The sequence below is a fragment of the Pseudomonas sp. F2 genome (genome assembly GCF_057174385.1).
The window spans coordinates 1,721,960-1,743,314 of record NZ_CM169904.1; the positions used below are offsets into that span (position 1 = coordinate 1,721,960).

17 protein-coding genes and 3 tRNA genes are annotated in these 21,355 nt (G+C 59.8%); 11 read left to right on the forward strand and 9 right to left on the reverse strand.

Annotated features, from left to right (window positions below; all coding sequences use genetic code 11):
• Positions 1 to 26: 26 nt before the first annotated feature.
• From AC193Q_RS07590 to AC193Q_RS07625, 8 genes are all read right to left on the reverse strand, one after another.
• Positions 27 to 113, reverse strand: a tRNA-Leu gene (locus tag AC193Q_RS07590).
• Between the two features lie 194 nt (positions 114 to 307).
• A tRNA-Cys gene (locus AC193Q_RS07595) sits at positions 308 to 381 on the reverse strand.
• 46 nt (positions 382 to 427) lie between these two features.
• Positions 428 to 503, reverse strand: a tRNA-Gly gene (locus AC193Q_RS07600).
• Between the two features lie 60 nt (positions 504 to 563).
• Complete coding sequence (gene pgsA / locus AC193Q_RS07605; protein ID WP_003225417.1) at positions 564 to 1,124, reverse strand: CDP-diacylglycerol--glycerol-3-phosphate 3-phosphatidyltransferase; 561 nt, start codon at positions 1,122 to 1,124, stop codon at positions 564 to 566.
• Between the two features lie 32 nt (positions 1,125 to 1,156).
• Positions 1,157 to 2,980: an excinuclease ABC subunit UvrC gene (uvrC, locus tag AC193Q_RS07610; RefSeq protein WP_121185754.1), complete on the reverse strand. Its 1,824-nt coding sequence runs from the start codon at positions 2,978 to 2,980 to the stop codon at positions 1,157 to 1,159.
• Positions 2,981 to 2,982: 2 nt separating this feature from the next.
• Positions 2,983 to 3,624 (reverse strand): response regulator transcription factor GacA, encoded by a 642-nt coding sequence (gacA, locus tag AC193Q_RS07615; protein WP_024012761.1) that lies wholly within the window; start codon positions 3,622 to 3,624, stop codon positions 2,983 to 2,985.
• 127 nt (positions 3,625 to 3,751) lie between these two features.
• Positions 3,752 to 4,195 carry a GNAT family N-acetyltransferase gene (locus AC193Q_RS07620; protein WP_121185756.1) on the reverse strand — a complete coding sequence of 148 codons (444 nt, stop codon included), beginning with the start codon at positions 4,193 to 4,195 and terminating at the stop codon, positions 3,752 to 3,754.
• Positions 4,192 to 4,953: a carbon-nitrogen hydrolase family protein gene (locus tag AC193Q_RS07625; RefSeq protein ID WP_121185758.1), complete on the reverse strand. Its 762-nt coding sequence runs from the start codon at positions 4,951 to 4,953 to the stop codon at positions 4,192 to 4,194. The genes AC193Q_RS07620 and AC193Q_RS07625 overlap by 4 nt, the downstream gene beginning before the upstream one ends.
• A 616-nt stretch (positions 4,954 to 5,569) precedes the next feature.
• Here AC193Q_RS07625 and AC193Q_RS07630 point away from each other — a divergent pair.
• Positions 5,570 to 6,634: a 3-deoxy-7-phosphoheptulonate synthase gene (locus AC193Q_RS07630; protein ID WP_047294773.1), complete on the forward strand. Its 1,065-nt coding sequence runs from the start codon at positions 5,570 to 5,572 to the stop codon at positions 6,632 to 6,634.
• 72 nt (positions 6,635 to 6,706) lie between these two features.
• Here the strand turns inward: AC193Q_RS07630 and AC193Q_RS07635 are convergent, their stop codons facing one another.
• Positions 6,707 to 7,885: a hypothetical protein gene (locus tag AC193Q_RS07635; RefSeq protein WP_121185760.1), complete on the reverse strand. Its 1,179-nt coding sequence runs from the start codon at positions 7,883 to 7,885 to the stop codon at positions 6,707 to 6,709.
• 338 nt (positions 7,886 to 8,223) lie between these two features.
• On the opposite strand from AC193Q_RS07635, the gene AC193Q_RS07640 reads away from it, so the two are divergent.
• From AC193Q_RS07640 to AC193Q_RS07685, 10 genes are all read left to right on the forward strand, one after another.
• A complete protein-coding gene (locus AC193Q_RS07640) occupies positions 8,224 to 9,093 on the forward strand; it encodes an esterase/lipase family protein (protein ID WP_121185762.1) in 870 nt (289 codons plus the stop codon).
• A gap of 96 nt (positions 9,094 to 9,189) precedes the next feature.
• Entirely contained in the window at positions 9,190 to 9,471 is a 282-nt protein-coding gene (locus tag AC193Q_RS07645) for a peptidylprolyl isomerase (RefSeq protein WP_007912303.1), read from the forward strand.
• Positions 9,472 to 9,606: 135 nt separating this feature from the next.
• Positions 9,607 to 11,475, forward strand: a complete 1,869-nt coding sequence (locus AC193Q_RS07650; RefSeq protein ID WP_483879393.1) for an extracellular solute-binding protein — start codon at positions 9,607 to 9,609, stop codon at positions 11,473 to 11,475.
• On the forward strand, positions 11,475 to 12,536 hold the full coding sequence (locus AC193Q_RS07655; RefSeq protein WP_047294779.1) for a microcin C ABC transporter permease YejB: 1,062 nt from the start codon (positions 11,475 to 11,477) through the stop codon (positions 12,534 to 12,536). The genes AC193Q_RS07650 and AC193Q_RS07655 overlap by 1 nt, the downstream gene beginning before the upstream one ends.
• Positions 12,536 to 13,558: an ABC transporter permease gene (locus AC193Q_RS07660; protein ID WP_121185766.1), complete on the forward strand. Its 1,023-nt coding sequence runs from the start codon at positions 12,536 to 12,538 to the stop codon at positions 13,556 to 13,558. Before AC193Q_RS07655 ends, AC193Q_RS07660 begins: the two co-directional genes overlap by 1 nt.
• A 9-nt stretch (positions 13,559 to 13,567) precedes the next feature.
• On the forward strand, positions 13,568 to 15,142 hold the full coding sequence (locus tag AC193Q_RS07665) for an ABC transporter ATP-binding protein (RefSeq protein ID WP_121185768.1): 1,575 nt from the start codon (positions 13,568 to 13,570) through the stop codon (positions 15,140 to 15,142).
• A 169-nt stretch (positions 15,143 to 15,311) separates the two neighbouring features.
• Positions 15,312 to 16,727 (forward strand): sigma 54-interacting transcriptional regulator, encoded by a 1,416-nt coding sequence (locus AC193Q_RS07670; protein WP_121185770.1) that lies wholly within the window; start codon positions 15,312 to 15,314, stop codon positions 16,725 to 16,727.
• Between the two features lie 284 nt (positions 16,728 to 17,011).
• Entirely contained in the window at positions 17,012 to 18,403 is a 1,392-nt protein-coding gene (locus AC193Q_RS07675; protein ID WP_047294785.1) for a GntP family permease, read from the forward strand.
• Between the two features lie 7 nt (positions 18,404 to 18,410).
• Positions 18,411 to 19,184, forward strand: a complete 774-nt coding sequence (hbdH, locus tag AC193Q_RS07680) for a 3-hydroxybutyrate dehydrogenase (protein WP_047294787.1) — start codon at positions 18,411 to 18,413, stop codon at positions 19,182 to 19,184.
• A 167-nt stretch (positions 19,185 to 19,351) separates the two neighbouring features.
• Entirely contained in the window at positions 19,352 to 21,307 is a 1,956-nt protein-coding gene (locus AC193Q_RS07685) for an acetoacetate--CoA ligase (protein WP_121185772.1), read from the forward strand.
• Positions 21,308 to 21,355: the final 48 nt, after the last annotated feature.

Sequence of the window (21,355 nt, forward strand, 5' to 3'; positions counted from 1 at the left end):
AATGTCATGCAAGCCCTTGATATTCATGGTGCCCGAAGCCGGAATCGAACCGGCACGCCCTTACGAGCGGGGGATTTTAAGTCCCATGCGTCTACCAGTTTCGCCATTCGGGCGGTAGCGCGGTGTAGTGCTCAAAGCAGTCGATCAGCAAACCCGACAGCGTTAAGCCTTGTAAAGCAGAGCGGGAAATATATACATCACGTCCCGGTGAAGCAAGTTCACAGTGGTTGATTTCAAGACTAAATCTTGCAGCGCACTGGAAATAAAAAAGCTCCGTAAATCATGGATCTACGGAGCTTGTTTAGAGTGGAGGCCGAGGTCGGAATCGAACCGGCGTAGGCGGATTTGCAATCCGCTGCATAACCATTTTGCTACTCGGCCTCAAACGATTGCTGTTTAGTAGCACCACAACAACCGCGTACAAACTTGGAGCGGGAAACGAGACTCGAACTCGCGACCCCGACCTTGGCAAGGTCGTGCTCTACCAACTGAGCTATTCCCGCTTGGTGTGGCGCATTCTATAGATTTCAGATGCCCCGTCAACCCTTTGATTCAAAAAAGTTTTATTTCTTTTCAACGTCGGTTTTCAGATGCGGCCAGGCGGCCCGCAAGTATTGAACCATCGACCACAACGTCAGGCCTGCCGAGATCATCAACAAGGCATAACCCAGCAAGACCCAGAAACTGAAGTCTCTTGGATTGGCCAGCAGGATCACCAGCGCCAGCATCTGCGCTGCGGTTTTCCACTTGCCGAGATTGGACACCGCTACATGAGCGCGGGCACCCAGTTCGGCCATCCATTCACGCAAGGCCGATACGACAATCTCACGGCCAATGATGACGGCTGCGGGAAGTGTCAGCCACAAGTTGCCGTGCTCCTGAACCAGCAGTACTAAAGCGACGGCCACCATCAGCTTGTCGGCAACCGGATCGAGAAAGGCTCCGAACGGCGTGCTTTGTTCCAGGCGACGAGCCAAATAGCCGTCGAGCCAGTCAGTGGCCGCCGCAAAGGCGAACACCGAGGCGGAGGCCATGTAGCTCCACTGATAAGGCAGGTAAAACAGCAAAATGAAGATCGGGATGAGCAGGACGCGTAGAACGGTAATCAGATTCGGGATATTCATCGGCACAACTGGCTACGAGGTGAGTTGGCATTCTACTCGCTATGCAGGTTTGCATAAATCGACTCTGCGAGCTTTTTACTGATCCCCGGTGCTTTGGCGATCTCTTCGATGCTTGCACGAGACAGCTCCTGCAATCCACCAAAATGTTTCAACAAGTCCCGACGCCGGGTCGGCCCTACACCTGCAACACCTTCCAGCGTCGACGTACGGCGGGTTTTGCCGCGCCGCGCACGGTGGCCAGTGATCGCGAACCGGTGTGCCTCGTCGCGAATCTGCTGGATCAGGTGCAACGCAGGTGAGTCGCCACGCAAAGTGAACTCATGGGCGGCATCATTAAGATACAAAGTTTCGAAACCTGCCTTGCGGGTTGCGCCCTTGGCCACACCCAGCAGGATCAGGTCCGGCACCGCCAATTCGTTGAGCACGTCGCGGGCCATCGACAATTGTCCCTTGCCGCCGTCCACCAGCAGAATATCCGGCAGCTTGCCCTCCCCGTCCTTCAGTTTGCTGAAGCGCCGGGTCAGGGCCTGGTGCATGGCCGCATAGTCATCGCCCGCGGTGACGCCCTCAATGTTGTAACGCCGATAGTCGGATTTGATCGCACCTTCCGGACCGAACACGACGCAAGAGGCGACAGTCGCCTCGCCACTGGAGTGGCTGATGTCATAGCATTCGAGGCGCTGCGGTGGTTCATCCAGGTTCAGTACTTCTGCCAGCGCGTCGAAGCGCGCAGCCGTGTGTTGACGGTTGGCCAGGCGCGCACCCAGCGCTTGCTCGGCATTGGTGACCGCCAACTGCTGCCAGCGCGCCCGCGTGCCACGCACCCGGTGGCTGATGCTCAGCTCGCGACCGCGCAACTCGTGGATGGCGTCGATCAGGGCCGTGGCGTCTTCGGGCACGACGTTGACGATCAGTTCGCTCGGCAAGTCGCGTTCCGGGCTGCTGATATAGTACTGGCCGAGGAACGCCGCCATGACTTCGGCAACCTCCTCTTCAATACCCACCTGTGGAAAGAAGTTTTTGCTGCCCAGCACTCGCCCGCCGCGCACGCTGATCAAATGAACGCACGCGCCACCCGGGTTGACGAAGGCTGCAATGACATCGATGTCGCCCGTACCGCCTTCCATGCTTTGCTGATCCTGGACCCGGCGCAGCAAGGCAATCTGGTCACGCAACTCGGCGGCGCGTTCGAACTCGAGATTGATCGCCGCCTCTTCCATCGCCGTTGACAGCTCATTGGTCAGCGCGTGACTGCGCCCTTCAAGAAACATCACCGAGTGGCGCACATCCTCGGCATAAACTTCCGGCTCAACCAGACCGACACAAGGTGCCTTGCAGCGTTTGATCTGATATTGAAGACAAGGGCGCGTACGGTTCTTGTAGTAACTGTCCTCACACTGCCGGACGAAAAAGGTCTTTTGCAGCAGGCTGAGGCTTTCGCGAATGGCCCCGGCGCTCGGATATGGGCCGAAATACTTGCCCTTCGCCTTCTTCGCGCCACGATGGATGCTCAGCCGTGGGAACTGGCCGTCAGACAGAAATACATAGGGATAGGACTTATCGTCGCGCAACAGAATGTTGTACGGCGGCCGCCACTCCTTGATCAGCGTCTGCTCAAGCAGCAATGCCTCGGTTTCATTGGCGGTGATGGTCGTTTCGACCTGTGCGATACGCCCGACCAGTGCAGCGGTCTTCGGCGCCAGTCCGCTCTTGCGGAAATAGCTGGCCAGTCGCTTCTTGAGGTTCTTGGCCTTGCCGACATACAGCAGGCGTGCCTCGCTGTCGAACATGCGATAGACGCCGGGACGCCCACTGACAGTCGCCAGGAAGGCGCCGGAATCGAATATTTCAGTCATGATCAGGCGCTGGCATCAACCATGCCGTGGCGCACGGCCAGCAACGTCAACTCGACATCACTGCTGATCGACAGTTTTTCGAAGATCCGGTAGCGATAGGTATTCACGGTTTTCGGCGACAGACAGAGCTTGTCGGAGATGATCTGCACCTTCTGGCAGCCGACAATCATCAACGCAATCTGGATTTCCCGTTCGGACAAGGCATCGAACGGTGAGTCATTGGTTGGCTGGAACGATTTGATCGCCAGTTGCTGGGCAATCTGCGGGCTGATGTAACGCTGGCCGGCAAACACCAAGCGGATGGCCTGAACCATTTCCGGCAGACCCGCGCCCTTGGTCAGGTAGCCGGCGGCACCTGCCTGCAACAGACGTGTAGGGAATGGATCCTCCTCACACACCGTGACAGCGACAACCTTGATGTCCGGATGGCTGCGCAACAGCTTGCGCGTGGCCTCGAGACCACCGATACCGGGCATTTTTACGTCCATCAGGACCACATCGGGTTTCAACTCACGGGCCTTGATCAGGGACTCTTCCCCGGACTCGGCCTGTCCAACCACCTGCAAGCCATCGATATCGGCCAGCATACGTGTAATGCCTGTACGAACGAGATCATGGTCATCGACCACTAGCACCCTAATCAAGCAGACACCTCGCGATATGGTCTTATTGGGATGCCGGACACCTTAGCAAAAACTGCCAGACAGACCTAGCGGCAAGCGTCATTTAAAAAGTTTCAATTAATCATTGAAGGCTTGCCAGCCGTGGGTTTCAGAGCACAGGTGTACCGAAATCAAGCTGCATCCTCAGGAAACACTCGTCCTCGCCACACACATTCAAGCCTTTTCTCTTATACAGGCTTTGCGCAGGATTATTTTTGAATACGGTCAGACGCAGCGCCGGCAGTCCTTCAGCGCGGGCCATGGCAATAACCTGATCAATCGCCCAGGATCCAGCCCCCTGCCTGCGAAACGCCTCGCCTATTTGCAGCTCGCGGATATACAACGCCCGGCGATCGCGACTGAGGCTGAAAAATCCCACAGGAATCTGGTCAAGAATGATCAGCCAATTGTCCCGTCCATCCCAGGCAACCTCGAACGCTTGGTCCTGCCACAGCAGATCGTGGCCAATGTAATAGCGCAGCATGTTCTGGCACGTCAGCTCTCGGGCAAATACCCGATCAGCCAGTTCGGCGCGACGCAAATGCCAGGTCATTGCCCCGCCACCACCGGAACTACCCGCCCCAGCCATGCGCCGGCATCACGTCGCGCAACGACCAACAGCTCACCAGGCCCTGGCGCGGCGGCAACCAGCGTGCCGTCTTCAGACCAGACGGCACTGCGACCCGCCGATTGCCATCCACCCGTGAGCCCGGCGTGATTGGCCATCAGAACCGCCATCGAGTGCTTATGGGCGTAGCCCTGCAATATCGCGCTATCCACGTCATAGCCTTTCTCGCCAATCAGCACGCCTGCTGCGTACAGGTCGGCGCCAGCAACGGCAGCCGCTGCCGCGTGGCTGGCGTGGGAAAAATCAGCGCAGACCGCCAGCGCGACGGTATCGCCGCCTATGCGCAAGGACGAACCACCAGCACCTGTGGCATAGAACAGCTCTTCGCCACTGTGCAGATGTTGTTTGCTGTACACCTCGAGAGAACCATCCCTGCCTAACGTCAGCGCGCCGATCCATACCTTGGAGCTACCCTTCAGGCGAATCGGCATCCCGACCACCGCTATGAGACCCAGCTCGCGCGCGCAATCGCGCAAGGGTTGCAGCACCGAATCCTGCGGATCAATTGCCATGTCTGCAGCCATCTGGCCTTCGTAACCTGTCAGCGACAGCTCCGGAAACACCAGCAACTCGACGCCCTGCTCCGCTGCCACGGCCATGAAGCGCAAATGACGGGCGATGTTCGCCGCCAGATCACCGGCAACGGAGAACGATTGAGCTGCAGCGATGGTGAACGTTGACATTATTCATCCTTGGGATTGTGCCAAATACGCAGTGTGTCACAACGCCTGCGGCACTCAAGCAATAGGAAATGTCATGTAGGCGCGATAGCAATTTCTGATTGCTCAGGCGCATGGGGCTCTAGTAAGCTCGGCGCATTCATTGGAGACAAACCATGTTCAACGCCCTCTCACAGCTTCGTTCCGCCAGCGCCTTGCGCTCGGTTGCGGCTGCCCGGGTGAATGACGCTTGTGCTCCTGCCAGCTTTTATTTTGGGTATTGGTTTAGCCACTGGCGCGCCTGATACCCAAACGGCGCCCATGAAAACGGGTCGCCTACCAGAGAATTCTCACCCCCGGTCGGCCTCCCGACCGGGGGTTTTGTTTTTTCAGGCCCCCACTTTTTCAGCAACACACCAGACACTTTGAGGAATCACGACATGAACTACGCCACTTATTACCGTTACGACACTTTTAGCGCCTGGCGATTTAGCAGCCTCCGCTCGGGACAGCCTGCCGCCTCCGATCGGTCACCCACAGGTGGCAAGCACACACACGCAGCCAATACGGCCAATTGTCGAACACCCCAGTAGGGCCGAGTGAGCGGGAAGCACCCGCCACCAGCCCAGGAATCCTGAATATGAACTCGTCTGTTTCTGCTCTGCCACTGTCCACCCTCGATTCTGCCAACGAAGCGCTGACCCTGCGTCTGCCCAGCGCGTTGCAACTCAAACAGCAATTGCCCCTGAGCAATGCCCTCGCCCAGCAAGTCGCAGCCCATCGCCAGGCGGTCCGCGCGATTCTCAATGGCGAAGACCATCGCCTGCTGGTCGTCGTCGGCCCTTGCTCGATTCATGACCCGCGCTCCGCACTCGAATACGCCGAAAAGCTTTCCCGCCTCGCACATCAAGTCAGCGACGAGATGCTGCTGGTGATGCGCGCTTACGTCGAAAAACCACGGACCACCGTCGGCTGGAAAGGTCTGGCCTACGACCCGCATCTGGATGGCAGCGACGACATGGCTGCGGGCCTGACCCTGTCGCGCGAATTGATGATCGAGATGATCCGCCTGGGCTTGCCTGTCGCTACCGAACTCCTGCAGCCCATGGCTGCCGGCTACTTCGACGACCTGCTCAGTTGGGTTGCCATCGGTGCACGCACCACCGAATCGCAGATCCACCGGGAAATGGCCAGTGGTCTGAACATGCCCGTCGGCTTCAAGAACGGCACTGACGGCGGCGTCGCTGTAGCTGTCGATGCCATGCGCTCAGCAGCCCACCCGCATCGACACTTTGGTGTCGACAGCCAGGGGCACCCGGCGATCATTCAGACCCCGGGCAACCCTGACACACACATGGTGCTGCGTGGTGGCCATCACGGCCCGAACTACGGTCACGAAAGCATTGCCCAGGTCCGTGCCGACTTGAAACGCCTGAAGATTCCGGCGCGGATCATGGTTGACTGCAGCCACGCCAACAGCGGCAAGGATCCTCTGCGCCAGCCCGAGGTGTTCAATGCGGTGCTCGAACAGCGTCTGCAGGGGGATCGTTCCTTGATCGGGATGATGATTGAGTCCCACCTGTTCGAAGGCTGCCAGCCTCTAGGCCCCGCCCTGCGTTACGGCGTGTCGGTGACCGATGGTTGCCTTGGGTTCAGTGCGACAGAGCTGTTGCTATCGAACGCAGCCGAACGTCTTCGAGCCTGATGAGCTGAACAGCCTTTGCGGGATTGTCAAAATCCCGCAAAGGCTGAATCATCGTTCAGCTTTCACCACAGGTTATGCCCGCACCCGGATACGGGTCACCTCAGAGGCCTGGCTGACATCATCCAGCCGTTCCACCGAATACGACACCTGCACCACAGTTTCCCGATGCTCTCGCCAGAAACGGTAAGGCACGATGAATACCACGGGCTGGCCTGCGGTTTCCCGGGTGATATCCCGATCATCGCGATGACTGAAATACTCACCATCACATTTCAAGTAAACCAGCTCCCCCTCCTCAGCCTGGGCATTGTCGATCACCACGGTAATGCCATCCTCGGCATCCACTACCTCCAGCTCGCCGTCTTGCGCCTCCAGTACCTGCGGAGCTGCAAGATCACCTCGCATCAAGGGTGCGATCAGAACGCGCAGTCTTGCAGACTGCCTTATCTGAGCCGAGCCTGACTCTACCCGGTAGCTGACGCTCACCTCGTGCATGCGATGTGGGGCGATGCAATGCGCGGGTATCCAGAAAGACAGCGCTTCGCCCACAGCAAACTGTTCTACGAGCATTACATCATTGATCACCGGCAGTCCTTCGACACCTTGCCAGGACAGGATGACTCGGTCCCCGACAGCCATCCGGGCGTAAGGTCGCACGATCACGCCAGTCCCTTGCGGAACACGGTCCGGATCAAGCGTCCCACCCACCGTCTCTTCAAGGATCGGCGCCAGCAGATCGGGTTCCGGATCGCCCACATCCAGCTGCAAGCGCCTGGATGACAGCGGCTCCGGCAGCGCGACGCTGTACAGCGTCCAGAAAACCTCCAGTGAGCCACGCTCCAGCGCTGCTATGTGCAATCCCTTCACGACAAAGACAAGTTCCTGCCCCACCTGGCCTTCACTGACCGTGCGAGTGATTTCGTGGATGTAGGACAAGCCTTCGTCATCCAGCCCTTGCCAGTGCAGCACAAGTTTGTCGCCGCACACCATATTCGGGTAAGGCGCAACCCTGACGAATGCCTGGTTCAGTGTGGGATCAAGCATTCCGCCCTCCATCACTTCAATCATGGGCGCAGGCAGCCACGAGACTGGAGCGGGTGCCGGTGCAGACGCAGGTCGATAGCAGAACTCGAAGTTCTCGCCGTCCACCTTCAAACTCAGAAGACCGCGTCCACCGGAGTCATCCGCTACGGGAGAGGTATTTGACGCGGTCGCCACAGAGGCGTCGCCGTTGACTTCGTATATAGACATTCGTAGCTCCATTCCTTGGATAAAACGCCGCCATGAAGGCAGCGTCGAACGAACTCCATTGAACACCATCCAGCAATCGCCAGAAGTCAGCACAATGCCTCCCATCAGCAGGGTAAATGCACCGCATGACGTAGGCATACGAAGCAGAATCAAGCGATACCGCTCAAAAGATTGCCAAATGTTCCGACTACCCCCTCAAGCAGAAGCGAATATTCGTACCACTTTTAGTCCAGTTTCCTTTCAGTACCGAGGAGCTTTCAGACATCGCCGACCCGCAGGCCTGTTTTACAGTGGCACGCACCAACCACTGACAAGCATCTGCAGAAAGAGGCAGAAACATGCAACGGAATGCGACAACCCGCTACCCCATCCTTTTGGTCCATGGCCTGTTCGGGTTTGACCGTATCGGCCATTTCGAGCTTTTTCATGATGTCAAGCAAGCGCTGAGGGAAGCAGGCGGCCAAGTGTTTGTGCCGCAGCTGTCTGCGACCCATGACAACGAAGTACGCGGCCAGCAATTGATGTTCCAGATCGAAAGCGTTCTGCGAGGAACAGGAGCCGGCAAGGTCAACCTGATCGGGCATAGCCAGGGCGCGCTGGCGTGCCGTTACGCCGCTGCGCTGGCACCGGAGAAAGTCGCCTCGGTCACGTCGGTAAGTGGCCCCAATCACGGTTCGGAACTGGCTGACGCCTTACGCCAGGCCCTGATACCGGGTGGCCTGCCGGAGCAGGTGGCGGAGCACGCTGCAACACAGTTTGCCCGCTTCCTCTCGCTGCTCAGCGGGCAACCGGGCCTGCCGCAGAACGCTGTCGCTGCACTCAATGCCCTGACGACCGCAGGTGTTGGGCAATTCAACAGAAAGTACCCGCAAGGTCTGCCTTCCAGCTGGGGCGGCCAGGGTGCGGAGCGGGTCAATGACGTTCACTACTATTCCTGGAGCGGCACGCTGCAGGACAACTTATTGCAGGCACTTGATCCGGTGCATATCGTCTGCCGGGGATTATCAGAGCATTTTGTCGCTGAGGCCGGACAGAACGATGGCTTCGTGGGACGCTACAGTTCCCATCTGGGCCGGGTCATCCGCTCCGACTATCCTTTCAGCCACCTGGGCAGTCTGCGTCGAACCGACGGAGTGAAAAAAACCGGCCAGGATCCGATCGCCCTCTACGTCGAGCATGCTGCTCGCCTGCGGGCTGCGCAGCTGTAAGCGTGCGCCAGCGCACCGAGCGGAACTTTGCCGAGAAATCGCTTACTGATTCCGGTAGGCTCCACACTTTACTGAAATAGATTGGAGATTTTCCCCATGGCTAAAGCCACTGCCCGCCACATCCTGGTTTCCAGCGAAGACAAGTGCAACGAACTCAAGGCCCAGATCGAAGGCGGTGCTGATTTCGCCGAAGTCGCCAAGGCCAACTCCACCTGTCCGTCCAGTCGTCAGGGCGGCGACCTGGGTTCTTTCGGTCCTGGCCAGATGGTCAAGGAGTTCGACACCGTGGTCTTCAGCGCGCCGATCAACGTCGTGCAAGGCCCGGTGAAGACCCAGTTCGGTTATCACTTGCTCGAAGTCACCAGCCGCCAGGACTGATCCGTCGCCTGATTGCTGCCCCAACGGCCCGCCTTCTGGTGGGCCGTTGTGTTTTGGTTACAGGATACGGCTGGCGACTGACGCGCCGCTCGCGTACAAATTGCGCTTATCGATCACCCGGCTTTAAGGCTGACAATGCGACTGGCTTTCCCTTCTCTGCTGTTCACTGCCGTGGCCCTGTTGTTGGGCGCCGTCGGTGTGGACGCCACCCCGCAACACGCGTTGACCGTCTATGGCGAACCGGCCAAATACCCGGCCGGTTTCAGCCACTTCGACTACACCAACCCGCAGGCGCCCAAGGGCGGCACCATGCGCCGCTCGGCGATAGAGATCGGGCATTTCGATCACATCCTGCCTTATATCGATAAGGGCATCGGCGTCACCCAGATTGACGGCATGCTCTATTCGCCGTTGGCCCAGCGTTCGATGGACGAGCCTTACACCGTCTATGGCCTGGTGGCACAAAAAATGGAACGTTCAGAGGACGGCCTGTCCCTGCGCTTTTTCATCAACCCCCAGGCGCGTTTCGCCGACGGCACGCCGATCACTGCCGAAGACGTGCGCTACACCTATGACTTGCTGATGACCCAGGGCAGCCTGCGCTATCGCACGCAGTTCGCCGATGTCAAAGGTGTCGAAGTGGAAGCGCCGCTGACCGTGCGCTTCGACTTCAAGAGCAACGAGAACCGCACCTTGCCGCTGGACATCGCCACCCTGCCGGTGTTTCCCGAGCATTGGTGGAAAACCCGCGACTTCGCCGGTGGCGGCGGCTATGAACCCCCGCTGGGCAGCGGCCCGTATCGGGTGGGCAAGGTCGACTCCGGGCGCAGCATCACATTCGAGCGCAATCCCGACTGGTGGGGCAAGGACCTGCCGGTCAGTCGCGGCCTGTACAACTTCGATCACTTCAGCATCGAGTATTTCGGCGACACCGATGTCGCACGCCAGGTGCTGCGCGGCGGCGCCTATGATTACAATCGCGAGTTTTCCGCCACCGGCTATTCGATCGGTTACGACAGCCCGGCGCTGAGTGACGGCCGCTTGCAGAAAGCCCACCTGGCCACCGAGGCCCCGCAATCGGCACAGGGCTTCGTGTTTAACCTGCAGAAACCGATGTTCCAGGATCGTCGGGTGCGTCAGGCACTGGCGATGCTCTGGGATTTCGAGTGGAGCAACCGGCAGATGATGCGCAACATGTACATCCGCCAGCAGAGCTATTTCTCCAACACCGCCCTGGCCGCCCGCGAGCTGCCGGATGCGGCGGAGCTGAAAATCCTTGAGCCGCTGCGCGGGCAGGTTCCCGACGAGGTCTTCACCCAGGTCTTCGAGGCGCCGAAAACCGACGGTAGCGGCTTGATCCGCGATAAACAGTTGCAGGCTCTGGAGTTGCTCGAACAGGCAGGCTGGAACCCCGATGGCGACCAACTGGTCAACGCCGAGGGCGAACCGCTGAGTTTCACCTTTCTGGTCAGCCAGAACGGCATGGATCGCCTGCTGCTGCCTTACAAACGCACGCTGAAACAGATCGGCATCGACCTGAATATCCGCCGCATCGACTCCTCGCAATACGTCAATCGCCTGATGAGCCGCGACTACGACATGATCGTCACCGGCTACCCGGTCAGCACATCTCCGGGGGGCGAGTTGCTGAACTACTTCGGCTCGATTTCGGCCAACGACCCCGGCGCCAACAACTACATGGTGCTGAAGAATCCCGCAGTCGACACCTTGATCAACGGCCTGATCCGCGCCTCGACCCAGAGCGACATGCTGCACTACGCCCACGCGCTGGATCGGGTGTTGCAATGGAACTACTACTGGATTCCCAACTATTACCCGCCGGGCACCTCTACCGTCTGGTGGAACCGGTTCGGCATGCCGGCGACACAAGCCAGCAATGACGAAGCCATCGAGAGTTGGTGGGAAATCAGCAGCACGCCGCTGACCAACCAGCAGATGACCGCCGAAAAAATCGGTCGTGGCAGACCCGGAGGACCGCACTGATGTGGGCTTACATTCTGCGGCGCTTGCTGCTGATCATTCCGACGCTGGTGATCATCCTGCTGGTGAATTTCGTGATCATCCAGGCGGCCCCCGGCGGCCCGGTCGAACAGGCCATCGCGCATCTGCAAGGCATCGGCGGAACGAGCGTCGGCGGCAGTGCCAGCGAGACCATGAGCAGCACTTCGCGTGCCAGCCGTGGCCTCGACCCGCAACTGATCAAGGACATCGAAAAACAGTACGGTTTCGACAAGCCGGCGCATGAACGCTTGTGGCTGATGCTGAAGAACTACGCGCAGCTGGACTTCGGCAAAAGCTTTTTCCGCGGCGCCACCGTCACCGATCTGATTCTGGAAAAAATGCCGGTGACCATTTCCCTCGGCCTGTGGGCGACACTGATCACCTATCTGGTGTCGATCCCGCTGGGCATTCGCAAGGCCGTGCATCACGGCAGCCATTTCGATATCTGGAGCAGCACCGCGATCATCATCGGCTATGCGATGCCGGCGTTTCTGTTTGCGATGTTTCTGATCGTGGTGTTTGCCGGCGGCACCTCGCTGAACTGGTTTCCGGTGCGCGGACTGGTCTCGGACAACTTCGAATCGCTGTCGACCCTGGGCAAGATTGCCGATTATTTCTGGCACCTGGTGTTGCCGGTGACGGCGCTGGTGATCGGCGGTTTCGCCACGCTGACGATCCTCACCAAGAACTCGTTCCTCAATGAAATCACCCGCCAGTATGTGGTCACCGCCCGCGCCAAAGGCCTGAGCGAGCGCCGCGTGCTCTACGGTCACGTGTTTCGCAACGCGATGCTGCTGGTGGTCTCGGGGATTCCACAGGCGTTCATCAGTGTGTTCTTTGCCGGATCGCTGCTGATCGAAGTGATCTTCTCCCTCGACGGCCTCGGCCGCATGAGTTACGAAGCGGCGGTTTCCCGAGACTACCCGGTCGTATTCGGTTCGCTGTTCATCTTCACCCTGTTCGGACTCTTGATAAAACTGATCGGCGACCTGTGCTACACCCTGGTCGATCCGCGTATCGACTTCGCCGCGAGGAACGCCTGATGTTCAAGCTCTCGCCCCTGGGCCGACGCCGTTTCGCACGCTTCAAGAAAAACCGCCGAGGCTGGTGGTCGCTGTGGCTGTTCATCGGACTGTTCGTGGTAACGCTGGGCGGTGAACTGATCGCCAACGACAAACCGTTGGTGGTCAACTATCAGGGCCAGCTCTACTTCCCGGTGTTCAAGCGTTACACCGAGCAGGAATTTGGCGGCCAGCTGCCGTTCCAGGCCGATTATCGCAGTGATTACGTGCAGAACCTGATCCGCAAGGACGGTGGCTGGCTGCTGTTTCCGCCGATTCCGTTCAGCGACGACACGCCCAACTACGACCTCAATCAACCTGCGCCGAGCCCGCCTTCCAAGGTCAACTGGCTGGGCACTGACGATCAAGCGCGCGATGTGTTGGCGCGGGTGATTTTCGGCGCCCGGGTGTCGATCCTGTTTGCCTTGATGCTCACCGCCATCAGTGCACTGATCGGGATTGCCGCCGGGGCCCTGCAAGGCTATTACGGCGGCTGGGTCGATTTGCTCGGGCAACGCCTGCTGGAAGTCTGGACCGGGTTACCGGTGTTGTATCTGCTGATTATCCTGTCGGGTTTCGTCGAGCCGAATTTCTGGTGGCTGCTGGGGATCATGGCGCTGTTTTCCTGGCTGGCGCTGGTGGATGTGGTGCGCGCCGAGTTTCTGCGCGGGCGCAACCTGGAATACGTCAAAGCCGCTCGCGCCCTGGGCCTGAGCGACCGCAAGGTGATTGTCCGGCACATCCTGCCCAATGCGATGAACGCAACGCTGAGTTACCTGCCGTTCATTCTGACCGGAGCGATTTCCACCCTCACCGCCCTCGACTTCCTTGGTTTCGGCATGCCCGCCGGCAGCGCTTCGCTGGGCGAACTGATCGGTCAGGGCAAACAGAACCTGCAAGCACCGTGGCTCGGGCTGACGGCGTTTTTCACCCTGGCGCTGATTCTTTCTTTACTGGTGTTCATCGGCGAAGCGTTACGTGACGCGTTCGACCCTCGATCCTGAAGTGTGACCATGACTGATAACCTGATCGAAATCCGTGACCTCAATGTCGCCTTCCATGGCCAGCCGGCAGTGCGCAACCTGTGCCTGGACATTCGCCCCGGCGAGTGCCTGGCACTGGTAGGTGAATCGGGCTCGGGCAAGTCGGTGACCGCACATTCGATTCTGCAATTGCTCCCCGAAAGTGATGCGCAAACCACTGGCAGCATTCTCTATCGCGGCCAGGAACTGCTCGGTGCCGATCCGAAGGTACTGCGGGAACTGCGCGGCAACCGCATCGCGATGATCTTTCAGGAACCGATGACCTCGCTCAACCCGCTGCACACCATTGAAAAACAGATCGGCGAAACGCTGCTGGTGCATCGCGGCCTGGGCGGTAAAGCAGCGCAACAACGCATTCTGGAACTGCTGGAACTGGTGGGTATTCAAAAACCCAAAGAGCGCCTCAAAGCCTATCCGCATCAGCTGTCCGGTGGTCAGCGGCAACGGGTGATGATCGCCATGGCCCTGGCCTGCGAGCCGGAACTGCTGATTGCCGACGAGCCAACCACGGCACTGGATGTGACGGTGCAGCGCAAGATCCTGCTGCTGCTCAAATCCTTGCAGCAGCGCTTGGGCATGTCGCTGCTGCTGATCAGTCACGACCTCAATCTGGTGCGCAGCATCGCGCAACGGGTGTGCGTGATGAAGGCGGGTGAAATCGTCGAGCAGGCGCCGTGCGAAACCCTGTTTACCGAGCCAAAGCATCCCTACAGCTGCGTGCTGCTCAACGCCGAGCCGGAAGGCGAAGCCCTGCCCCGGGACGAACGCGAGAACGTGCTGGAAGTCGATGATCTGCGCGTCGAGTTCGTCGTCGGTGGCGGGCTGTTCCAGCGCAAGCAATACCTGCGTGCAGTGGACGGCATCAGCCTGAATATCCAGCGCGGCAAGACCCTGGGCATTGTCGGCGAATCCGGCTCGGGGAAATCGACCCTGGGCCAGGCGATTCTGCGGCTGCTCGATTCCGAGGGCAGCATTCGCTTTCAGGGCACCGCCCTTGATGGCCTCGACCAGAAGCAGTTGCGGCCGTGGCGCCGGCAGATGCAGGTAGTGTTCCAGGACCCGTTCGGCAGTCTCAGCCCACGGATGTCGGTGGCGCAGATCATCAGCGAGGGGCTGGAGGTGCATTGTCAGTCCAGCGCCGAAGAGTGCGATGCCCAGGTGATCCGCGTGCTCAAGGAAGTAGGTCTCGATCCGGAAAGTCGTCATCGCTATCCGCACGAATTTTCCGGCGGTCAACGCCAGCGCATCGCTATCGCCCGGGCCCTGGTGCTGAAGCCGGCGCTGATCCTGCTCGATGAGCCGACCTCGGCGCTCGATCGGACCGTACAGAAGCAGGTGGTCGCCCTGCTGCGCGACCTTCAGGAAAAACACGGCCTGACCTACCTGTTCATCAGTCACGATCTGGCGGTGGTACGGGCGCTGGCGCACGACATGATCGTGATCAAGGACGGCAAGGTGGTCGAGCGCGGCGCCAGTCACGAAGTGTTCGACTCGCCGCAGCACCCTTACACCAAAGAGCTGTTGGCAGCGGCGCATCCGGGGTAGGCATAATCGGCGCTTGCCTTGATACCGGGTCGCGACCTTCGCTGGCAAGCCAGCTCCCACAGGGATTCGGGTTGTACCCAAATATGGGGTACCCCAGAGAAACCTGTGGGAGCTGGCTTGCCAGCGAAGAGGCCCGAACAGACAACCCAAACTCCGGATCAACTCACCCATGAACACCACCGAAAGCCTCAAGGACTACCAACGCGTGCGCACGCTGGCGATCCGCTCGCTGTTCGAGATCATCGAGCAGTCCAGCGAAGGCACGGTGATTGTCGATCGCGATGCCAATATCGTCTGGATGAACGAGCGCTATGCCCGGCGTTTTGGGCTGGAGTCGGCGAAAAAAGCCATCGGCAAACCCTGCGAAAGCGTGATCCCCGGCAGCCTGCTGCGTGAAGTGGTGCGTACCGGCCGCCCCATTCTGCTGGACATGCAGGACACGCCAAAAGAGCCGTTGGTGGTCATGCGCCTGCCGATCCACGACGACGCCGGCGCGGTGATTGGCGCTATCGGTTTTGCCCTGTTCGATGAGTTGCGCACGCTGTCGCCGATGCTCAAGCGCTACCTGAGCATGCAGGAAGAGCTGGCCTCGACCCGCTCGCTGCTGCGGGCCCGGCAGACCAAATACAACTTCGCCCATTTCATCGGCACCAGCAGCGCCAGCCTCGACGTCAAACGCCGCGCCCGCCGTAGTGCCAGCACCGAATCACCCGTGTTGCTGCTCGGCGAAACCGGCACCGGCAAGGAGTTGCTGGCTCAAGCGATTCACAGCGCCTCGCCCCGGGCGCACAAGGCGTTCGTCAGCATCAACAGCGCGGCGATTCCCGAAGCGCTGCTGGAAGCCGAGTTCTTCGGCACTGCACCTGGCGCGTTTACCGGCGCTGATCGCAAGGGGCGTACCGGCAAGTTGCAGATTGCTCAGGGCGGGACGCTGTTTCTCGACGAGATTGGCGACATGCCGTTACCGCTGCAAAGCAAACTGCTGCGGGTATTGCAGGAAAAGGAATTCGAACCGGTTGGCTCCAACGACGTGATCCAGAGCGATGTACGGGTGATCGCAGCGACGTCGACCGATCTGCAAGCGGCGATCAAGCGCGGTGAGTTCCGCGCCGACCTGTATTACCGCCTCAACGTGCTGCCCATCCATGTTCCGCCGCTGCGCGAACGTCTCGATGACTTGCCGGCGCTCAGCGAAGCGATCCTTGAAGAGTTGCGCAGCCAGCATGAGCTGAGCCGTACAGCGCTGGAGTTGCTTGGACAACATGCGTGGCCGGGAAACATTCGTGAATTGCGCAACGTGCTGGAACGCGCAGCGCTGCTCAGCGATGACCTGGTTCTCACCGACGAGGATATTCGCGCGGCCATTGGCACCTTTACCCCGGTGGAGCGCCCATCGGTGCCGACGCTGGAGCCGTTGGCGGAAGAGAGTTTTGCCCAGGCGCGGCAGCGGTTTGACCGGCAACTGATCCAGTCGGCGCTCGCGCAATGTGCGGGCAAGGTGCCGGAGGCGGCGGCTCGTCTGGGGCTGGGGCGGTCGACGCTGTACAAGAAGATGCTGGCCTTGGGCATCGCAGAGTCTCAATAAAGAGATGTAGTCTCGTTAGCGAGACATTCACTTCAAGATCAAAAGATCGCAGCCTTCGGCAGCTCCTACAGGGTTGATACGAAAATCCCATGTAGGAGCTGCCGAAGGCTGCGATCTTTTCGCCTCAAAAAAAGTCTCACTATCGAGACATTGCTTCGAATAGCTGATCGAAAAACTCTATAAAAACCTTATATTTCAACAAGTTGAATATCTGGCACAGATCTCGCTAACGCCTCTCCTGCACCCGCAACACCCACAAAAATAACAATCCCTGGAGACACTCCATGAGTGTGATCATTGCCTTGGCAGCCCTTGCGCTGCTGATGCTCGCCGCCTACCGTGGCTACAGCGTCATTCTCTTCGCCCCGATTGCCGCCCTCGGCGCTGTCCTGCTGACCGACCCCTCCGCCGTCGCCCCTGCCTTCACCGGGGTATTCATGGAGAAAATGGTCGGTTTCATCAAACTGTATTTCCCGGTATTCCTGCTCGGCGCCGTGTTCGGCAAGTTGATCGAGTTGTCGGGGTTCTCCCGTTCGATCGTGGCCGCAGCGATTCGCTTGCTCGGCACCCGTCAGGCGATGCTGGTGATCGTGCTGGTCTGCGCCCTGCTCACCTACGGCGGCGTGTCGTTGTTCGTGGTGGTATTCGCGGTGTATCCGTTTGCCGCGGAAATGTTCCGCCAGAGCAACATCCCCAAGCGCCTGATCCCGGCGACCATCGCCCTCGGCGCGTTCTCGTTCACCATGGACGCCCTGCCCGGTACGCCGCAGATTCAGAACATCATCCCCAGCACGTTCTTCAACACCACCGCATGGGCCGCGCCGTGGCTGGGCGTGATCGGCACGATTTTCGTGTTCTGCGTCGGCATGCTGTTCTTGCAGCGCCAACGCAACAAGGCCCAGCGGGCTGGTGAGGGCTATGGCACCGAACTGCGTAACGAACCGGAAACCGCCGAAGACCTGAAACTGCCGAATCCATGGATCGCCCTCTCACCGCTGCTGGCGGTGGGCATCATGAACCTGCTGTTCACCCAGTGGATTCCGCAGTGGTACGGCAAGACCCACAGCCTCGCGCTGCCCGGCATGGCCACGCCGGTAACCACGGAAATCGCCAAGCTCACCGCAATCTGGGCGGTGCAGGCGGCATTGCTGATCGGCATCCTGATGGTGCTGGTGTTCGGCTTCAAGGCGATCCGCAGCAAACTCGCCGAAGGCAGCAAAAGTGCGGTCAGCGGCGCATTGCTGGCGGCGATGAACACCGCCTCGGAATACGGTTTCGGTGCGGTAATCGCCTCGTTGCCGGGGTTCCTGGTGCTGGCCGACTGGCTCAAGCAAATCCCCAATCCACTGGTCAACGAAGCGATTACCGTGACCTTGTTGGCGGGTATCACCGGTTCGGCATCGGGTGGCATGAGCATTGCGCTGGCGGCGATGTCCGAGCAGTTCATCGCCGCGGCGCACGCGGCGAACATTCCGCTGGAAGTGCTGCACCGCGTGGCCGCGATGGCCAGCGGCGGCATGGACACCTTGCCGCATAACGGCGCGGTGATCACCTTGCTGGCAGTCACTGGCCTGACCCACCGCGAAGCCTATAAAGACATTTTCTGTATTACGCTGATCAAGACCCTCGCGGTCTTCGTAGTGATCGGTACTTTCTACGCCACTGGCATTGTGTGAGGTATTCATGACGACTCTTTCGGGCAAGACCGCACTGGTTACCGGTTCTACCAGCGGCATCGGTCTGGGCATCGCCCTGAGCCTGGCCAAGGCCGGCGCCAACCTGATTCTCAACGGTTTCGGTGATGCCTCGAGCGTGATCGCCGAGGTCGGCCAGTTCGGCGGCAAGGTCGGTCACCACCCGGCGGACGTCAGCGATCCGGCGCAGATTGCCGACATGATCGCTTACGCCGAACGCGAATTCGGCGGCGTCGACATTCTGGTCAACAACGCCGGGATTCAGCATGTGGCGGCCGTGGAGGAGTTTCCGGTGGAGCGCTGGGATTCGATCATCGCGATCAACCTGTCCTCGGTGTTTCACAGCACCCGCCTGAGTCTGCCGGGCATGCGCGCCAAGGGTTGGGGGCGGATCGTCAACATTGCCTCGGTACACGGTCAGGTGGGTTCGACCGGTAAGGCTGCGTATGTGGCGGCCAAGCATGGGGTAATCGGTTTGACCAAAGTGGTCGGGTTGGAAACGGCCACCAGCAATGTGACCTGCAACGCGATCTGCCCGGGTTGGGTGTTGACGCCGCTGGTGCAGAAACAGATCGATGACCGCGCCGCCAAAGGCGTTGATCCGCAGCAGGCGCAGCATGATTTGCTGGCGGAAAAACAGCCGTCGCTGGAATTCGTCACACCGCAGCATCTGGGGGAACTGGTGTTGTTTCTGTGCAGTGAGGCTGGGAGTCAGGTGCGGGGGGCGGCGTGGAATATTGATGGGGGCTGGTTGGCGCAGTAAACAGCGCAAGCCCCCTGTGGCGAGGGAGCTTGCTCCCGCTGGGTGGCGAAGCCGCCCCCGGCAATTTACGACTGCTGCGCAGCCGATCGGGAGCAAGCTCCCTCGCCACAGAATTAAGTGCTGCACGCTGACCTGTGTGCTGGAACAACAAAACAAGAGGCAAACCAATGTCCGACCTCCTCTGGCAACCCGATGCCGAGCGTATCGCCCAATCGCGCATGGATCAGTTCCGCCGCGATATCAATCAGCGTCATGGCCTGGCGCTGAGCAGCTACACCGATCTGCACCGCTGGAGCGTGGATCAGCGCGAAGCGTTCTGGCAGGCGATCGTCGATTTCTTCGATATCCGCTTTCACACCCAACCCGACGCTATCCTGCGTGAAGGCGCGCAAATGCCCAGTGCCGAATGGTTTCCCGGCGCGACCCTGAACTTTGCCGAACACTTGCTGCGCCGTCGTGACGATGCAGTCGCAGTGATCGCCGTGGCGGAAAACGGCCAGCGCGAACAACTGACCTGGGCCGAACTCGCCGAGCACGTCGCCGGTTTTCAGGCCAGCCTGCAAGCCGCCGGTGTCAGCCTCGGCGACCGAGTGGCCGCGTGCATGCCCAATACCTGGCAGACCCTGGTGGCGATGCTCGCGACCACCAGCCTCGGGGCGATCTGGTCGTGCTCGTCGCCGGACTTCGGCACCCACGGCGTGATCGACCGCTTCGGCCAGATCGAACCCAAAGTGTTGATCACTTGCGCCGGCTACCGTTACGCCGGCAAAGACATTGATCAAACCACCAAGGTCAACGAAATCCTCGCGCAACTGCCATCGCTGCAGCAGTTAATCATCGTGCCCTACGCTCGCGCGCAGGCCCGTGCCGAGGATTTCCACACCCGTGCCAACGTGACGTTGTGGAACGACTTCTACCAACCCGGCGGCGAACCGCGGTTTGTCCCGGTGCCGTTCAATCACCCGCTGTACGTGCTGTATTCCAGCGGCACCACCGGCGTACCGAAATGCATCGTGCACAGCACCGGCGGCGTGCTGTTGCAGCATGCCAAGGAGCATGGCCTGCACGTCGATCTCGGCCCCGGTGACCGATTGTTCTACTACACCACTTGCGGCTGGATGATGTGGAACTGGCTGGTCTCGGCTCTCGCGGTCGGCAGCGCGGTAGTGTTGTATGACGGCTCGCCGTTTCACCCCGGCCATGAGCGACTGCTGGATCTGATCGACGACGAGCGCATCAGCGTGTTCGGCACCAGCCCCAAGTTTCTCGCGACACTGGAAAGCAGTGGTTTGAAGCCTGTGCAAAGCCATGATCTGAGTAGCCTGAAGACCTTGCTCTGCACGGGCTCCGCGCTGTCGCCGCAGAGCTATGACTTCGTCTACCGCGACTTCAAGCGCGACGTGTGCCTGGCGTCGATGTCCGGCGGCACCGATGTGGTCTCGTGCTTCGTCAACGGCAACCCGCTGTCGGCGGTGCGCCGCGGCGAAATCATGGGCAAGAGCCTGGGCATGGCGGTTGAAGTGTGGAACGACGCCGGCGTTGCAGTGGTCGGCGAAAAAGGTGAACTGGTCTGCACCCGGCACTTCCCGGCCATGCCCGTCGGTCTGTGGCACGACCCTGACGGCGAAAAGCTGCGCAAATCCTATTTCAGCCTGTTCCCCGGCGTCTGGGCCCAAGGCGATTACGCCGAACAATTGCCCCACGGCGGGATGCTGATCCACGGTCGCTCCGACGCCGTGCTCAACCCCGGCGGCGTGCGCATCGGTACGGCGGAAATTTATCGTCAGGTCGAGAAAGTCCCGCAGGTGCTGGACAGCGTGGCGATCGGGCAGCAATGGCAGGACGATGTGCGCGTGGTGCTGTTTGTGCGTGTGCAGGAGGGCGTGAAGCTCGATGACAACCTGCGACTACAGATCCGCCAAGTGATCCGCGCCAATACCACACCGCGTCATGTGCCGGCGAAGATCGTCGCGGTGACCGATATTCCGCGCACCATCAGTGGCAAAGTGGTCGAACTTGCGGTGCGCAATGTGGTGCATGGCGAACCGGTGAAGAACACTGATGCGCTGGCCAATCCTGAAGCGCTGGAGCAGTTTCGCAATCGCCCGGAGCTGTCGGACTAAACGTTCCTCCTGTGGGAGCGAGCTTGCTCGCGAATGCCACCCGGCAGT

Bases quoted from the DNA above. Each gene is read 5' to 3' on its own strand.
- AC193Q_RS07640 (WP_121185762.1), top strand. From the start codon at position 8,224: ATGCAACGGAATGCGACAACCCGCTACCCCATCCTTTTGGTCCATGGC.
- AC193Q_RS07660 (WP_121185766.1), top strand. From the start codon at position 12,536: ATGTTCAAGCTCTCGCCCCTGGGCCGACGCCGTTTCGCACGCTTCAAG.
- pgsA (WP_003225417.1), bottom strand. From the start codon at position 1,124: ATGAATATCCCGAATCTGATTACCGTTCTACGCGTCCTGCTCATCCCG.
- AC193Q_RS07625 (WP_121185758.1), bottom strand. From the start codon at position 4,953: ATGTCAACGTTCACCATCGCTGCAGCTCAATCGTTCTCCGTTGCCGGT.
- AC193Q_RS07650 (WP_483879393.1), top strand. From the start codon at position 9,607: ATGCGACTGGCTTTCCCTTCTCTGCTGTTCACTGCCGTGGCCCTGTTG.
- AC193Q_RS07665 (WP_121185768.1), top strand. From the start codon at position 13,568: ATGACTGATAACCTGATCGAAATCCGTGACCTCAATGTCGCCTTCCAT.
- AC193Q_RS07645 (WP_007912303.1), top strand. From the start codon at position 9,190: ATGGCTAAAGCCACTGCCCGCCACATCCTGGTTTCCAGCGAAGACAAG.
- AC193Q_RS07635 (WP_121185760.1), bottom strand. From the start codon at position 7,885: ATGTCTATATACGAAGTCAACGGCGACGCCTCTGTGGCGACCGCGTCA.
- AC193Q_RS07655 (WP_047294779.1), top strand. From the start codon at position 11,475: ATGTGGGCTTACATTCTGCGGCGCTTGCTGCTGATCATTCCGACGCTG.
- AC193Q_RS07675 (WP_047294785.1), top strand. From the start codon at position 17,012: ATGAGTGTGATCATTGCCTTGGCAGCCCTTGCGCTGCTGATGCTCGCC.
- AC193Q_RS07630 (WP_047294773.1), top strand. From the start codon at position 5,570: ATGAACTCGTCTGTTTCTGCTCTGCCACTGTCCACCCTCGATTCTGCC.
- AC193Q_RS07685 (WP_121185772.1), top strand. From the start codon at position 19,352: ATGTCCGACCTCCTCTGGCAACCCGATGCCGAGCGTATCGCCCAATCG.
- hbdH (WP_047294787.1), top strand. From the start codon at position 18,411: ATGACGACTCTTTCGGGCAAGACCGCACTGGTTACCGGTTCTACCAGC.
- AC193Q_RS07670 (WP_121185770.1), top strand. From the start codon at position 15,312: ATGAACACCACCGAAAGCCTCAAGGACTACCAACGCGTGCGCACGCTG.
- uvrC (WP_121185754.1), bottom strand. From the start codon at position 2,980: ATGACTGAAATATTCGATTCCGGCGCCTTCCTGGCGACTGTCAGTGGG.
- AC193Q_RS07620 (WP_121185756.1), bottom strand. From the start codon at position 4,195: ATGACCTGGCATTTGCGTCGCGCCGAACTGGCTGATCGGGTATTTGCC.